At 29.6% G+C, this 16,640-nt stretch carries 16 protein-coding genes; 3 read left to right on the forward strand and 13 right to left on the reverse strand.

Annotated elements, in window-relative coordinates; translation table 11 throughout:
• Window positions 1–20: 20 nt before the first annotated feature.
• From H8R92_RS08960 to H8R92_RS08970, 3 genes are all read right to left on the reverse strand, one after another.
• Window positions 21–599, reverse strand: coding sequence for a TetR/AcrR family transcriptional regulator (locus H8R92_RS08960; RefSeq protein WP_186835263.1), 579 nt, complete (start codon window positions 597–599; stop codon window positions 21–23).
• 72 nt (window positions 600–671) lie between these two features.
• Entirely contained in the window at window positions 672–1,409 is a 738-nt protein-coding gene (locus H8R92_RS08965) for a DeoR/GlpR family DNA-binding transcription regulator (RefSeq protein WP_022212391.1), read from the reverse strand.
• 16 nt (window positions 1,410–1,425) lie between these two features.
• Window positions 1,426–4,674 carry an SNF2 helicase associated domain-containing protein gene (locus H8R92_RS08970; protein ID WP_186835264.1) on the reverse strand — a complete coding sequence of 1,083 codons (3,249 nt, stop codon included), beginning with the start codon at window positions 4,672–4,674 and terminating at the stop codon, window positions 1,426–1,428.
• Between the two features lie 165 nt (window positions 4,675–4,839).
• Between H8R92_RS08970 and H8R92_RS08975 the strand changes: the two genes are divergently transcribed.
• The gene (locus H8R92_RS08975; protein WP_022212389.1) at window positions 4,840–5,268 is read left to right on the forward strand and encodes a tetratricopeptide repeat protein; all 429 of its coding nucleotides are present in this window, start codon (window positions 4,840–4,842) and stop codon (window positions 5,266–5,268) included.
• Between the two features lie 35 nt (window positions 5,269–5,303).
• Here H8R92_RS08975 and H8R92_RS08980 read toward each other — a convergent pair whose 3' ends face one another.
• Window positions 5,304–5,915: a DNA-3-methyladenine glycosylase gene (locus H8R92_RS08980; RefSeq protein WP_186835265.1), complete on the reverse strand. Its 612-nt coding sequence runs from the start codon at window positions 5,913–5,915 to the stop codon at window positions 5,304–5,306.
• Window positions 5,916–6,065: 150 nt separating this feature from the next.
• Between H8R92_RS08980 and H8R92_RS08985 the strand changes: the two genes are divergently transcribed.
• On the forward strand, window positions 6,066–6,842 hold the full coding sequence (locus H8R92_RS08985) for a J domain-containing protein (RefSeq protein ID WP_022212387.1): 777 nt from the start codon (window positions 6,066–6,068) through the stop codon (window positions 6,840–6,842).
• Window positions 6,843–6,862: 20 nt separating this feature from the next.
• Window positions 6,863–7,771, forward strand: coding sequence for a DUF5685 family protein (locus H8R92_RS08990; protein ID WP_186835266.1), 909 nt, complete (start codon window positions 6,863–6,865; stop codon window positions 7,769–7,771).
• Between the two features lie 38 nt (window positions 7,772–7,809).
• On the opposite strand, the gene H8R92_RS08995 is transcribed toward H8R92_RS08990, so the two are convergent.
• The 9 genes from H8R92_RS08995 to truB form a co-directional block, all read right to left on the reverse strand.
• Window positions 7,810–8,601, reverse strand: coding sequence for a hypothetical protein (locus H8R92_RS08995; protein WP_186835267.1), 792 nt, complete (start codon window positions 8,599–8,601; stop codon window positions 7,810–7,812).
• Between the two features lie 143 nt (window positions 8,602–8,744).
• Entirely contained in the window at window positions 8,745–9,017 is a 273-nt protein-coding gene (locus tag H8R92_RS09000) for a hypothetical protein (protein WP_022212384.1), read from the reverse strand.
• Between the two features lie 136 nt (window positions 9,018–9,153).
• Window positions 9,154–10,362, reverse strand: coding sequence for an aspartate kinase (gene dapG, locus H8R92_RS09005; protein WP_022212383.1), 1,209 nt, complete (start codon window positions 10,360–10,362; stop codon window positions 9,154–9,156).
• A 17-nt stretch (window positions 10,363–10,379) separates the two neighbouring features.
• Window positions 10,380–10,688: a YlmC/YmxH family sporulation protein gene (locus tag H8R92_RS09010; protein WP_186835268.1), complete on the reverse strand. Its 309-nt coding sequence runs from the start codon at window positions 10,686–10,688 to the stop codon at window positions 10,380–10,382.
• 92 nt (window positions 10,689–10,780) lie between these two features.
• Window positions 10,781–12,088 (reverse strand): M16 family metallopeptidase, encoded by a 1,308-nt coding sequence (locus H8R92_RS09015; protein WP_186835269.1) that lies wholly within the window; start codon window positions 12,086–12,088, stop codon window positions 10,781–10,783.
• 127 nt (window positions 12,089–12,215) lie between these two features.
• On the reverse strand, window positions 12,216–14,321 hold the full coding sequence (locus H8R92_RS09020) for a polyribonucleotide nucleotidyltransferase (protein ID WP_186835270.1): 2,106 nt from the start codon (window positions 14,319–14,321) through the stop codon (window positions 12,216–12,218).
• Between the two features lie 79 nt (window positions 14,322–14,400).
• The gene (rpsO, locus tag H8R92_RS09025; RefSeq protein ID WP_022168177.1) at window positions 14,401–14,664 is read right to left on the reverse strand and encodes a 30S ribosomal protein S15; all 264 of its coding nucleotides are present in this window, start codon (window positions 14,662–14,664) and stop codon (window positions 14,401–14,403) included.
• A 164-nt stretch (window positions 14,665–14,828) separates the two neighbouring features.
• Window positions 14,829–15,752, reverse strand: a complete 924-nt coding sequence (locus H8R92_RS09030; RefSeq protein WP_186835271.1) for a bifunctional riboflavin kinase/FAD synthetase — start codon at window positions 15,750–15,752, stop codon at window positions 14,829–14,831.
• A 10-nt stretch (window positions 15,753–15,762) separates the two neighbouring features.
• On the reverse strand, window positions 15,763–16,638 hold the full coding sequence (truB, locus tag H8R92_RS09035; RefSeq protein WP_186835272.1) for a tRNA pseudouridine(55) synthase TruB: 876 nt from the start codon (window positions 16,636–16,638) through the stop codon (window positions 15,763–15,765).
• Between the last annotated feature and the right edge of the window lie 2 nt (window positions 16,639–16,640).

Raw genomic sequence — 16,640 nt, forward strand, 5'->3', positions numbered from 1 at the left:
AAATATTATCTCTTTCTTAATTATACTCTTTTATCAATATTATCTATTGCAAAATTAACATATTCCATAAATCTATCTACTATATGTTTTTCTGAATATTGATCATCATATAAAATTTCATATAGAGCTGAAGAAAATAATATTCCTACAAAGCAACATCCCATAACCTCCAATGCTTCTTTATCTGCTTTTCCCTTAGTTATATCATTTATTCTATTGGAATTTATATTTACAAGTCTTCTAAGTTCTTGTCTCACTTCTTGATGCCTATTCTTATCTCCCCATATTTGACTCATTATTACTCTAAACAATTCTTTATTTTTATAAACATATCTTAACTGTACTTTAGCTGATATTTTTAACTTTTCAAGAGGATCACTAATTTCCTTTATGGCGTCAAGCACTTCACTCTTAATTACTTTCATTCCTTCATCTATGACAAATTTAAAAATTTCCTCTTTACCCTTAAAATTATAATATAATGTTCCTTTTGCTACTCCTGCTTCTGAAGCTATTTCATCCACTGTGGCACTATCATATCCCTCTATAGAAAACACCTTTATTGCTGCATTAAATATTGCCTTTTTTGTTTTATTCATTTCTTCCTCCCTTTTCTCCATACGCTTTCTTTAAATATCTTCATAAATAGCAGCGACAAACTATTGCTACTACTATACTTTTAATATTTCACTTGTATACTTTTCACAGTTTTCTTTATTAGTAATTATTATTACATCTTCCATTTTACAAAAAGTTATAAAGCTACTTTCATCAAATTTACTTTTATCTGCAAGTAAATATGCCTTGTTACATTTCTTTATTGCTTCTTTCTTTACCATGGCTTCATTAGCATCTGGAGTAGTACAACCATTTTCTACACTTACTCCATTAGCTCCAAAAAAGCCCTTAGTAAAATTATAGCTTTCAAGGTCATCTACAGCCTTTACACCTACAATAGCTTCTGTAACATCTTTTATTTCTCCACCTAAGATAAAAGTTTTTATATTCATATCAACTAATTTTTTAGCATGAGCAATTCCATTAGTAACTACGGTAATATCTTTATTCTTTAAATAATCAATCATATGTTCTGTGGTTGTTCCAGCATCTATATATATATAGTCTCCATCTTCAACCATTTTAGAAGCAAACTTTGCTATTTCACTTTTTTCACTTTTATTTATTTTCTGCCTAAAAATAACCTTATAATCATTCCTAAAGTAATCATCGCCAATGGCTATTGCTCCTCCATGGACCTTTTTTAACTTTCCTTCCTTATCAAGCATTTGAAGGTCTCTTCTAATAGTTGATTCAGAGGCACCAATTTCATCTATAAGTTCTGTCAAAGTTACCATAGAATTAATTTTCAACTTTTCTAAAATTATTTTCTTTCTCTCTTCAACTAGCATTTTTCTTCCTTCCTCTTTATAAGAACAATTCCTTTATTTCATCTTCACTTAATGTTCCAAGTAGACTTCCATCCTTATAATCTCCATTCATTATTTCTCCAATTACTTCTTTTTTATCCTCTTGTAACTTAAGTATCTTTTCTTCAATAGTCCCTTTTGCAATAAGTTTTATTACTTCAACATTACTTTTTTGCCCAAATCTATGAGCTCTATCTGTTGCTTGATCTTCTATAGCTGGATTCCACCATGGATCAAAATGAATTACCATATCTGCGGATGTTAAATTAAGTCCTGTACCTCCAGCTTTTAAAGATATTAGAAAAACACTTACATCATTCCTACTATTAAAATCATTAACAAGCTTTATTCTTTCTTGTGCTTTTGTTGATCCATCTAGATAATAATAATTTATCTTATTTTCATTTAATGTCTTTTTTATACTATCCAATACCGATGTAAATTGCGAGAATAAAAGTATCTTTCTTTCTGCATTAATGGCTTCACTAACAATTGAAACTGCTGTATCTATTTTACTACTTCCGCCATTATACCCTTCAACTATAACAGATGGATCTAAACATAACTGCCTTAGCTTTGTTAAATATGAAAATATAGTTATCTTATCCTTAGTAATATCCTTATCATTCATCTTTTCCTTTATATCGGCAATATAAGATGAATAAACCTTCTTCTGCTCTTCATTCATTTCCACATAATATTTCTTTTCTATCTTATCTGGTAATTCCAACATAACATTTTTCTTAAGTCTTCTTAAAACAAAAGGTTGTATCATTTTCTTAAGCGCTACAGTACCTTCTCTAGTTCCAACAAATCTTTCCTGGAACCGATTTTTATTATAAAGGTACCCTGGCATTACAAAGTCAAAAATTGACCATAATTCTAAGAGATTATTTTCTATTGGTGTACCTGTAAGGGCAAATTTAACTTTAGCTTTTATTTCTTTTACAATTTCACTGCTTATAGATTGAGAATTTTTTATATGTTGTGCTTCATCTATTATACAATAATCAAACTCCTTGCCATCATACCATTCATAATCATTCTTAAGTGTTCCATATGTTGTGAGTATAACATCATAGGAAGATATATTTTCCATAATTTCAACTCTCTCTTCTTTATTTCCATGCAATACAGCAACATTCATTGATGGTGCAAAATTTTCAAACTCACTTTTCCAATTATAAATTAATGATGTTGGTGTCACTATAAGTGATTTTTTATGGTTATCCTGTTCTGAAAGCAAGAATGTTATGGTTTGAATTGTTTTTCCAAGTCCCATTTCATCTGCTAAAATCCCACCAAATTCATAATGACTTAAATTTTTAAACCAATTATATCCAGTTATTTGATAATCTCTAAGCTTAGCATTCAATTCTGTTGGAATATTATAATTAACTTCCTCAATAGTCTTAAGCTTATTAGAAATATGTGATACAATTTCCTTGCCATCTATATAGGACATATTTCCACTTTCTATTGCTTCATTTATAAATGCTGCTCTATTTCTATGAACTCTAATTCTATTATCATCTATTCTATTATCTAAAGCTAATATTTCAGCCAAAGTAAAAAAATCTTTCACCTTTTCATCAGTAAAGTTGACAAATGAATCATTCTTCAATTTATAAAACTTTCTTTTTTCTTTAAAAGCTCTCAAAATATCTGCAAACTCTGATTTATCAATTTCCTCCACTTCAAAGGTAAACTCTAGGAAATTGCTATTACCATCTTTCTTTATAGATCCTTTCATAGATGTAGCTCCATAAATCTTCCTATCTTTAAACCTATCAGAATAAAATACCTCTGCACATTCTTTCACATCTTTTAAATCACTTAAAAAAAATTCATATAAATTCTCATCATTACCATTAAAGATAAATTTTCCTTTATCTCTATAAAATTTATGTCCATTTAAAACATTTTCAATATGTTGTTCTTTATTTAAATTTCTTATTATATATTGTTCATTATTTGGCCCATTAACAAGATTGAAAGACTCTTCACCATAATTCATCTTTACATCAGCCCAAGTGCTTTTCTTATCTCTATCAAAAAATATCTCTATCTTTAAATCTTCTTTTACTATATTTTTCTTTAGGTTATCATCAAGATTAACCTCTTTTGTAATTATATCTAAAGCAGGAATTATCTTAGTAAATACATCTTTCTTCTTTTCACCTTTAAATGATAATTTTTCATTATCCTTTAATGCTGAGTAAAATAATTTATATTTTTGAGCCTGCTTTTTTGATGGTAGATATACTACATCATCGTAAATATACACATCTCCTTTATATGTAAGCGGCTTTGGAAGGTTATTTGCTATGGTTAAATTAATACTGTTATCGCTTTCTTCCAAATTAAACATTAGTGGCATATCTTCTTTCTTTATCTGTATCTTTTTTTCTTCATCTTTCTCCATAAATATTATTTTCTTATGAGATAAGCATTCTAAAAATCTTCTTAATGTCTGTGATGGTATTACTAACATCTTATTTTTAGAAATTAGTCCACTGCTCGTTCTTCCATAAGAAGGACCACTGCCTAATGCTTCATTTAACCCTGCATATTCTTCAATAAAATCAATAATTCTTTCATCTTCCTCTGAAAAGTAATGTCTTTTTGGATCATAAATGAAATTCTTACCATAAATTAATTTTTCCTCATTTATTTTTGCTTTCACAAACTCAGGAATATTTTTCATTACATAAAGATGATTACTACCTATTTTAAAATCTGCTTCAAAAAAAGGTTCGCCTCTAAAATAGCTTTTCTTTTCTAAAGAAACCTCTATATTTAACATTTCTTTTTCATTATCATCTTCATCTAACTGTTCTAACAGTTTTTTGCTATAATCCATATCTATTTTCCTAGGATTTAAGCCTTGATCTCTACTATCTTCTTTAAGCCTTTCTTCTAGGATATCTATAAATCTATAAAATGTTGCAGCTACGTGCTTACATATATAATTTTCATTAAAATCAGCATTATTTCTATAATCAAGGCATTCACATTCTGTATATATTAACTTTAAATTCTTTATGTCTATAGAAATATTAATACTATACATTTCTCTGCTTTCACTAGACATAACCTTACCATAAATATCTAAAGAGTCATACTGTGGGTCTACCATAGATTTAACTTGATGTACTAACCCTTCATTTACAGATCTTCGTCCCCTTGGGAGCCTATTTTTTATATCATGACTTGTCATTAAACTATTTAACTCTCTAATATTCACTGCTCCACCTCACGCTTTTAATAAATTAACTATTATATTATATACCATGTTTTTCTTTTATTAAACATTATTATTTATTAAGTAAGTTGTTAACTTATTTTCTCTTGTATATAATTAAATATAACTACATAAAATTGTAATATACCTTAAGGAGATGATTTATTCATGGAAACTAGTAAAAGTTATGATGAAAATATATTTAATGAAATACTTAGTCTTATAAATAAAAATAAAGCATCTTTAGCAGAAGAAAAACTTAATTCCATTGCTGAAAAAAATGCTATGTGGAATTACCTTTATGGGCTTATACTATTTAATAAATCATGGTATGATAGTGCCCTATCCTACTTTAATAATGCTATATCATTAGATCCATCCAATGTATTTATTAAGGAATCCTATGTTAATCTTATGGCAAGGCATAGACATTATTCTGATGATTACTATAGTAGTGGCTACAGAAGACGAAATCGTGGTTGCTCTTGTTGTTGCTGTGATGACTGTTGTTGCAATTATGAAATAAGCTGTTGTGATCTTATATGCTTAGACCAATGTTGTGAATGTATGGGTGGAGATTTTATTAACTGTATATAAAAAAGTACTGCCAAATAATCCTGGCAGTACTTTTCTTATTTTTTAGATACATATACGTTATTTTTTATATAAAATCTCCATGGAAAATTGATAGCTTCTTCAGCATAATCTATTCCAATTCTTGTGGTTTCAACTATGTCTATTTCTTCCTTATTTCCTTCTTCAATATATAAAGTACTTTCTTCGTATAACCTATGATAATTTTCCTTCTTTGTAATATTAAGTGCCATGCATAATTTAGCAGGTCCATTGGTAAGACTCTTTTTTTGTGTTTTACTTAATTTATCATACTTCTTCTTTAATCTTATTTCTGCTAAATACTCAAAATTATCCAGAGGTTCCACTGCTCTTATAAGTACTCCTGATGCTACATCTTCTTTGTCACTTATGACATTAAAGCAATGATATAATCCATAAATAAAATAGACGTATGATATACCTCCGCTATGAAAAAGTGGCTCTGTACGTTCTGTCCTTCTACCATTGTAAGCATGTGAAGCCTTATCAATATCTCCAATATAACTTTCTGTTTCTACAATTTTACACTTTATAACTTTACCATCTACTTTTCTCACTAAGACTTTTCCTAATAATTTTTTAGCTACAGTTATGGCATCTTCTTCATAAAACTCTTTTGGTAATATCATCTTTTCCTCCTAAATGTATCTTTCTTATTAGTATTTTAACTTACTATTCAAAATATTATAACTTATTATTGGCTATTATAACTAAGCACTCATTTACCATATTTAGAATATACTATACTGAATTATCAAATCTTTAAGGAGATTTATTTAATGAATCCATATAAAATTTTAGGCATTCCGCCTACAGCATCAAAGGATGAAATAGAAAATGCTTATGAAAGAATCGTAGATACTTATCAAATTGATAATGCTGATTCTGATGATTATTATTTGATGGAAGATAAAATTTCTGAAGCTAATGAAGCATATAACACACTTATCAATGACTTAAAGTATAAAGAGATTAGAAGTCTCATTGAAAATGAACAATTTATTTCTGCTGAAACAGAATTAAATTTAATTTCTGATAAGAATAATGCTGAATGGAATTATTTAAAGGGTTTTGTCATGTTAAAGAAAGGTTGGGTACAATCTGGAGTAAATCATTTAAAGACTGCTGCTGAATTAAACCCAACAAATCCTGAATATAAAGAAACCATGGCTATTTTATCAAGAAAGATCAACACCATAAAGCAAAATTATGCTAGAGCTGCTGCCGCTGCCAATATTAAAGCTAATCAAAATAATATGAACATGTGTGGTGGAAATAATGGCGGTGGTAACGGCATGTGCGGAGATATGGGTAATTTAGGAAATATGATGGGTGGAGGGAATCCTTTAGCAAATATGATGGGCGGCAATGCTAATCCAATGGGTAATAATCCAGCTGGTGGTGCAGTTCCAAATGGAGGAATGGCTCAAAATCCTACTGGTGGTAACGCAATGAATGGCAATCCTTTACAAAACATGCTACTTCAAAGCCTATTCTCAGGAGGAAATAATGGTGCTATGAACATGTGCGGCAACAGTGGTGGAAAAATGTGTTAAGTAAGGTGGCTAGTAAATAAATGTTTGGTTATATTACACCACTATACAATGAGTTAAAGCTTGGAGATTACTATTATTTTAAAAGCTATTACTGTGGTCTTTGTAATACCATAAAAGAAAACTTTGGCAATCTTCCTCGATTAACCTTAAATTATGATTTAACCTTCATTGGTTTCCTTTTAGATGGGCTAAGCAATGAACCTATCAATACTAAATCAATTCATTGTCTTAAACATTTAACAACTAAAACTATAATCTGTCAACCTACAAATGCATTAAATTATATTTCTGCCGTTAATATAATCATTTCCACCTTAAAGCTTAAAGATGATATAGTAGATGATGGAAGTATTAAAGGTAGACTATTTTATACACTTTTTATTCCAGCTGATAAGAAGGCCAAAAATCATTTAAAATCACTTTTTTCCATTATTGATGAAAATATGACCATCTTATCTGAGTATGAAAAAAATCTTAATTTTACATCATTAGATGAAGTATGTCATCCCTTCAGCGTAATAATTGCCTCCATCCTAAGTCTATATCCATATAGTTTTCCAGATGACAATGCTAAAATACGAGAAACTCTCTATAATCTTGGCTACTCAATTGGAAAATGGATTTATCTAATGGATGCCTTAGATGATTGGCATGATGATTTAGATAATGATAAATTTAATCCACTAAATACCATATATAATGGAAATAGCATTCCTTTTGAAGATATTATAAATTTAGTAATTGAAGATATTGACTTTATCATTTTTAGCTGCTTAAATAACTGTAGCGAATATATTAAGGCTCTTCCTTTTAAAAAACATTATCCAATTATTGAAAATGTTATTGACCTTGGAATGCCTAAATCGTATTATGCTGTAATATTTAAGCTTAAAGAATTATTAAATTTAAAAGAAACTAGTGTCACATAAAGTTAGACACTAGTTTCTTTTAAATTTAATATGTTTTTTTATTTTTCATAAATAACAATATCTCTCATACTATCTTCTTTTATAACATCATCTTCTATATCATATACATTAGTGATAGTAACCTTCTTAACTTCTCCCTTTAACTCATCAGCCCTTGCCATAAAGTAAGTTTTTACTTTCTTATCAAGTTTAACTTCTTCTAACATAGGTGTTTTGTATTGTCCCTCCGTTGTTTCTACTACAACTTCACATAAATTTCCTTCCTTACCAAAGCTATATGCTTCTGAACTATTATTTGATATATCAGCCCTTAAAATATATCCATCTACTAGCTTTATGATTTTTGATAAATATATATTAAGCTTTCCTGAAACTATTTCTGGAGCTTCAACATTAATACACTCTATTACTCCATCTGGTGAAACAGCCCATCCATCGTCTTCTTTTATCATGGCATAAGTATATGTGTATGGAACTTCTTTTCCCTCTTCCATAATTGCCATATTTACCACTGCTTTTTCTATGTTTTCATCTATAGCTTCAATACTTTCAGTTTCAGACTTAGTAATTTGAGCATTTTTTCTATTGGCTTCTAACATCTTTACTACTGTGCCACTACTATAGCCTACCGAATCTAAATATACATCAGAATATAATGAAACCATGTTTTCTATGTCATTTGCTTTATTATATTCATTAAATAAGTTTATTACCTCTTCGGCACTTTCAGCTCTAACTGGTGTCACATCTTTTGTAGTACATCCTGTGAAAAGGGTAGCAATGATTCCTGTTGATACTAATCCCACAACTAATCTTTTGGTAAATTTCATATTATTCTCCTTTACGTATATATTTTCCTTTATTAAGCATAACATAAATAACTTTATTTTTCAGCATTGACTTAAAAAAAAGATAATGTTTACAAATTATTTATTTTATGATTGAAGCCTTCATTCTCTGAAGGCTTCAACTTCTATATAGATCTTATATAAAATCCCTTATTATATATATCCTTATCATACTTTATCTCAATACCATTACATATTTTTTCATATTCCTTATGTACTACAAAAGTTATTCCATCTACTGATTCTTCAATATCATTTTCACCTTTGAAATCTACATATATTTCATATGCTGGCTTTCCACACCCAATGAAAGGCTTAACTCTTATATAATTCTCATTACTATTTTTTATCATTTCCTCTAATGCATTTTTAGCTTTTTTATCAAAAATTATCTTCAAAAAAACATCTCCTTTGTCTATAATATATATTTATTATATACTATAGACAATATTTTAGCATTAGGAACTTTTCATATTTTATAAAAAGTCCCTAATACCAAGATATCCTTTTATATTTTTCCATTGATGTTAATAATTAATGGACTTTTGATAAACCAAACTCTTCATGTAAAAGATTTATGGCAATTTCAATATCCTTAGTATAGATAAGGCACCATATAGTCATATTAGAATCTGTTGTCTGTAATACTTCAATATTATTATTTTGCAGCACATTTATTATCCTAGCCATAATACCAGGTACCCCTGTCATTCCTGCTCCCACTATAGCTATTGTGCTACATTCCTCAATTATGCTATATTTAATTCCCACCAGTTCTAGTATACTACATACATTTTCCTTTTCTGATTTATCTACTGTAAAAAATTGATGTGCTGGAAAGATGTTGATAAGATCTAAACTTATATGATTCTTTGCAAGTATTTCTAATAAATTTTGATAGACCTTTATATTGCTATTTTCTGATAACCTTATCCTCACTTGAATTCTGTTATTAAGATAAGTTATACCTGTAATATATCTTCTTTCATTACCTATGGTATTATTACTTACTAATGTCCCCTTTGATTCACCCATGGTATTTTTTATAAATAGAGGAATATTGCCCTTCTTTGCTAAGTCTATAGCTTTAGGATGTATTACTTTAGCTCCTTGATCTGCCAATTGAAAAACTTCATTATACGTTATTTCATCAATAAGTGAAGCATCTTCAACTATTCTTGGATCTGCTGTCATAATCCCATCCACATCAGTATATATTTCTATTTCTTTTGCATTTACAGCATTACCTAGAATACATGCTGTAGTATCGCTTCCCCCTCTACCTAAAGTAGTAAAATATCCATCTTTAGTTATTCCTTGAAAACCTGTAACAACAGGAACCTTTCCTTCTCTTACCACTGATAGTAATCTATCTATATCAATGCTTATATACTCAGCCTCGCAGAAATTATCATCAGTAATTATTCCAGCTTGTCCTCCTGTTAATGGTACTGCTTGAATTCCTTCATTATATAAAGCATTTGCTACTACAACAGAGCTTATAATTTCACCGCAGCACATCAAGAGATCTTTGGAATTTCTATTGGATTCCTTAAATTTATCATCTATAAGAGTCAATAAAGTATCAGTGGCATATGGTTGTCCTTTTCGCCCCATAGCAGATACAACCACTATAGGTGTAAACCCATTATCAATTGCCTCCTTTACTTTAACCGCTACCTGTTTTCGCCTGTCCTCTGTAGATACAGATGTACCTCCAAACTTTTGTACTATTATATTCAAGGAAATCTCCTCCTTAGCTAAGCTTTAGCTCTTTTAATTTTTCCTTCTTCTGCGGAGATTACTATTACGTTAGCACCAATTTTAGTAACGCATTCCCAAGGTATTTCTACAAATTCCCTGCTACCTCCAAAAAAGCTTAACTTATTACTGCTAACACCTACAACCAAGAATTTTAAGCATCCTTCTTCATCTATTATAAAGTCAATATTTTGAGAACTATCATATTTTTCTGCACATTCTAAATTAAATATTTCAAATTTCTCCAAATCACTAATAAGTTTTTCGGAACTATCTGCCTTTTTTTCATAATATTCAAAATCTTTCATAAACGAATTACCTCCTTGCTTTTCATAAAATTTTATGCTAAAAGGAGGTAATTTATTACCTAGGTAACTTTACTAACCCAGTGACATAATTATTATACTCTTTTGTCATTTACAATCAAATCTCTATTGTACGCTACGTCAGAAAGTCCTACTATTTTATTTAATCCATCAATTTCTACATCTTGACCCACATATGATGCACTTATTATTCCCGGCTTAAAGCACTCTTCCAATACATAGTTTATGTCTTGCTTATTTATTTTGTTAATCTTTTCAGTAACTTCTTCTGCTGTTTTTATCTTATTTTGTAATAACAAACATTTAGCATTAGCAAACATTCTTGATGCAGTGCTTTCTAAACCTAAAAGATAACCAGAAATAAGTTTTTCTTTATTTATCTTAAGCTTTTCATCACTAATGCCTTTATCTGCAAAAAGTTTAAGCTCTCTACTTATAACTTCTAATGCTTTATTTGCAAACTGTTTACTTAAACCAGTATAAATATTTAAACTTCCAACACCTATATAAGGCTGTGAATATGAATATATAGTATAGCAAAGTCCTAACTCTTCTCTTACCTTTTGAAATAAAACTGATGAAGCTCCTCCACCAAAAATATTATTTAATAAAGCAAGTGAATATGCTCTTTCATGAGCATATGGAAGTCCCTTTAAACCAATATTTATATGAAGCTGTTCAATTTGCTTATTTACATAAGCTGCCCCTCCTAAAAGGTTTACTTCTTTATAAGTTGGTATATATATTTCATTTTTATCCCAAGAACCAAAATAATTTTCCATTAATTTTTTTAATTCATTTTTATCAAATTTTCCACATATACTTATTACTGAATTATGGGGAGTATAATGTTTTTTTACATATTCCTTAATTTTACTGCTATTTAATGATTTAATTATATCAATAGTTCCTAATATTGGATCAGCAAGAGGATTATCACCAAATATTACCTTTGAATGGATATCTTCTAGAACATCTTCTGGATTATCCTCACTCATATTTATTTCTTCTATTACAACGCCTTTTTCCTTTTCAATTTCCTCATCATCAAACTTTGCATTAAGAATCATATCTGAAAGTACATCTAGGCAAAGATTTAAATGTGTATATAATGATTTTGTATAATAACAAGTTGTTTCCTTGCTAGTATAGGCATTAATTTGTCCACCTACATTTTCTATGTGCTGAACTATTTCTTTGGCACTTCTCTTATTAGTACCTTTAAAAAACATATGCTCTATAAAATGTGAAATTCCATTAACTGAATTTTCTTCATTTCTTGATCCATTTTGAACCATAACTCCAACACTTACCGAATTCACATGTTCAATATATTCAGTAACAACTCTTAATCCGTTATCTAATGTATATATCTCAAACATAATTACCTCCACTTTTATAGTTTGATTTTAGTTTATTTTAATTTATACTATTTTATTCTATATACTAAAAAAAGAGAATTTTAATAATTCTCTTTCACATAATAAATATTATTTCGCTGAATAAATACTATTGTTCAGTTGTTTCCTCTTCATCTGGTAATGCATCTTTTCTAGAAAGGTTTATTCTGCCTTGTTGATCTATTTCAGTTACTTTTACAAGTATTTCATCACCAACAGATACTACATCTTCAACTTTATTTACTCTTGCTTTATCTAATTTAGATATGTGGCATAATCCTTCTTTATTTGGTAATATTTCAATAAATGCTCCAAAAGCAGCAATTTTTGTAACTTTACCTAAGTAAACTTCACCAACTTGAACTTCTTTTGTTAATCCTTCAATAATTCTTATGGCTTCATTTACCCCTTCATGATCAGGTGATGAAACAAATACTGTACCATCCTCTTTAATATCTATCTTAACACCAGTATCCGCAATAATCTTATTGATTACCTTTCCACCAGCACCAATTACATCTCTTATCTTTTCTGGATCAATACTTATAGTACAAGTCTTAGGTGCAAATTTAGATACTTCCTTTCTGCTCGCTGGAATGCATTCCTCTATCTTATCTAAAATAAATATTCTTGCTTTTCTAGCATCAGTAATTGCTTTAGAAATTACATCAAAGCTTAACCCCTTAATCTTAGTATCAACTTGGATAGAAGTTATACCTTCTGTTGTACCTGCAACTTTAAAGTCCATATCTCCAAAGAAATCTTCAATTCCTTGTATATCTGTTAATACTTCTTCATGAGCTAAATCTTCTGAAGTTATTAATCCCATTGCTATACCAGCTGCTGGTCTCTTTATTGGAACACCTGCATCTAATAATGCTAGTGTAGAACCACAAACTGAAGCTTGAGAAGTTGATCCATTGGAACTTAATACTTCAGATACTAATCTTATAGTGTATGGGAATTCCTCTTCTGAAGGTATTAATGGTTCTAAAGCTCTTTCAGCTAAAGCTCCATGCCCTATTTCTCTTCTTCCTGGTCCTCTAAGTGGTCTAACTTCTCCAACTGAATAAGCAGGGAAGTTATAGTGATGCATATATCTCTTAGACTCTACTTCACCAATACCATCTATTATTTGGATGTCACCTACAGCTCCTAAAGTAGCTACAGTCATAACTTGAGTAAGACCTCTAGTGAATAAACCTGTACCATGAGTTCTAGGTAATATTCCTACTTCACATGAAATCTTTCTTATCTGATCAAATGCTCTTCCATCTGGTCTTCTCTTATGGTTAAGAAGCATATCTCTTACAACTTCTTTTTGCATAGAGTAAACTATTTCATTGATATCTCCTAAACAATCTGCATACTTCTCTTGGAATTCTTCTATGATTTTATCATTTACAATATCCATAGCAGCATTTCTTTCATCTTTATCAGTAATCCACATTGCTGCTTTAATCATCTCACCAGCAAACTCTTCTATATCAGCTTTTAATTCTGAATTTGGTTTATAAAGAACTGGTTCTTTCTTTTCTTTACCAAACTTAGCCATAGCCTCTTCTTGGAATGCTACGATATCTTGACATTTTTCAAAACCGTATTCAATTGCTTTGATCATTGTTTCTTCTGGTATTTCATCTCCACCAGCTTCAATCATCATTACTCTTTCTTTTGTTGCACAAACAGTTAATTGAAGAATACTTTCTTCTCTTTCTTTTAATGTTGGATTTAAAACAAAGTTTCCATCGATTAATCCTACTTGGACAGCTCCAACAGGTGTTGTGAATGGAATGCTTGATAGGCATAATGCCATAGATGCAGCATTAATTGCTAGAATTTCTGGTAAGTTATCTTGTTCTACAGAAACAACTGTACAAACTACTTGAACATCATTTCTATACCCTTTTGGGAATAATGGTCTAAGAGGTCTATCTACAGCTCTTCCAAAAAGAATTGCATTTTCTGAAGGTCTACCTTCTCTCTTGATGAATCCACCTGGTATTTTACCAACTGAATATAATCTTTCTTCGTATTCAACGCTAAGTGGGAAGAAATCTATTCCTTCTCTAGGTTTTTCTGAAGCGTTAACATTTGTTAATATAACTGTATCTCCATAGCTCATGAATATTGCTGCATCTGAAAGCATTCCTACTCTACCAGATTCAACTTTCATTTCTCTTCCAGCTATGTTTTTTGTAAGTACATTAGTCATTTTTTATAACCTCCCTTCAGGTCTTTCGGTTAATTTTTAATCTTTAAAATAATAGAGCGGATAAAACCCGCTCTACAGACTATCTTCTTAAGCCTAATTTTGAAATTATAGCTCTGTATCTTTCGATATCTTGAGCAGCTAAATACTTTAAGAATCCTCTTCTTTGTCCTACCATCATTAAAAGACCTCTTCTTGAGTGGTGGTCTTTCTTATGAGTTCTTAAGTGAGCTGTTAAAGAGTTGATTCTTTCAGTTAAAAGTGCGATTTGAACTTCTGGTGAACCAGTGTCTCCTTCATGTCTTCCGAATTCTTTAATTATTTCTTGCTTTCTTATTGCGTCCATTATGACACCTCCGTAATATTATCCCCTTATATCCATGGTATAAGTTAAAGCTCATATCTTAGATATAGGTTTGTTCATCAGTTATTATATCAGACTAATTTAATATTGTAAACAAATTTTATTTTAATAGTAATTTTGTCGTTTAGTACAAAATAAAATCAATATTAAATAATAATTCCATTTTTTTCAGCATAACTTTTATCTACATTTAATTGATTTACCAGTTCTTCTAAGCCATTAAATTTTATTTCTTCTCTAATCTTATTAATAAAATATAAAGTTATATTCTGCCCATATATGTCTTCATTAAAATCAAGAATATAAGTCTCTATAGTTAATTCTTTCCCATTTACTGTAGGATTATGCCCTACAGAAGTAATTCCTTTAAAAATTTTTCCTTTAATAGATACATTGGTATAATATACCCCCTTTGCAGGAATACATTTGCTTTTGTCTATTTCTAAATTTGCCGTTGGAAATCCTATTGTTCTTCCAAGCTTCTTACCATGAATTACCTTCCCTTCAAGAGAATATGGTCGTGCAAGCATATTAAAAGCTTCTTCCATATTACCATCAATTATAGCTTCCCTAATTCTAGTTGAACTTACTACTGAGTCATTATATATACAAGGCTCCATAACATATAAATCAAAATGATATTTAGATTTAAGTTCATTTAACAACTTAATATCGCCAGCATTTTTATAACCAAACTTAAAATTAAATCCTACTACAATACCCTTGATATTAAAGCTTTCACACATATTTTTAATAAAGTCTTCTGGGCTCATTTTCATAGTCTCTTTATCAAATTTCTTAAAGGCTAAGATATCTATCCCCTCTTTTTCTAAAATAGATATCTTTTCTTCATTAGTCATAAGTAAATTCAATGTACTATTTGTATTAATAAATTTTCTAGGATGATTTTTAAAGGTATAGACAATTGACTGCCCTTCACCTTCTTCAGCCAGCTGCTTTATCTTACGTATTAGAGATAAATGCCCTTCATGCAATCCATCAAAACTGCCTAAGGCTACAAAGTTTTTTCTATTTTCTTTCTTTAAAATAGCATCTTCTAACACTAACATTATTTTTCTCCTAAGTTATTAATAATTTAGTAATCTTAAATCCTTTATCATTCTTGCTTCCAAGACCTAAGAATTTCTCTCCATCATATACGCGATATAGTTTTTCATTTTCAACTTTATCATTTGTATATCTAGTATCTCCAACTCTTACTCCATTTACTAAAAGCTTTGCATACTTATGATTGATATTAATTCTTTCATAATGATTTAATGCTTCTTCTATGGAAATTAAATACTGTGAATAATTTTCGCTAGTAAGATCCTTAATATTAATTGAATCTTCCTGCTTAAATACTGATGTTTCAGCTCTGTTAAGCTCTGTCATTGCTGCATAAACTCCAAGCTTTTCACCTATATCATAACAAAGACTTCTTATATAAGTCCCTTTTGAACATGTAACCTTCATTGAAATAAAAGGATTATTTATTTTTATATTTTCAATATTATAAATAGTTATATTTCTTCCTTCTCTTTCAACTTCAATTCCCTGTCTTGCTAAAGTATATAATCTAACACCATTTTGTTTAAGAGCAGAATACATAGGTGGTATTTGAGAATATTCACCTAAAAAGCTTTTTATTGCCTCTAAGATTTCTTCATCAGTTAAATGACTAGTTTCATGACTTTCAAGAATATCACCTTCATCATCATATGTAGTAGTTTTAATCCCTAGTTTAAATTCTACTTCATATACTTTTCTTGAATCCATGATATAATCTATTATCTTTGTTGCTCTTCCAATACATACTGGCAAAACACCTGTAGCTTCTGGATCAAGGGTACCTGTATGACCAACCTTTCCAGTTGAACAAATTTTTTTTACTTCTCTAACAACATCAAATGATGTCATTCCCTTAGGTTTAAAGATATTTATAACTCCATTCATAT

The sequence above is a fragment of the Clostridium lentum genome (genome assembly GCF_014287815.1).
In the GTDB taxonomy this organism is placed as follows: Bacteria; Bacillota; Clostridia; order Clostridiales; family Clostridiaceae; genus Clostridium; species Clostridium lentum.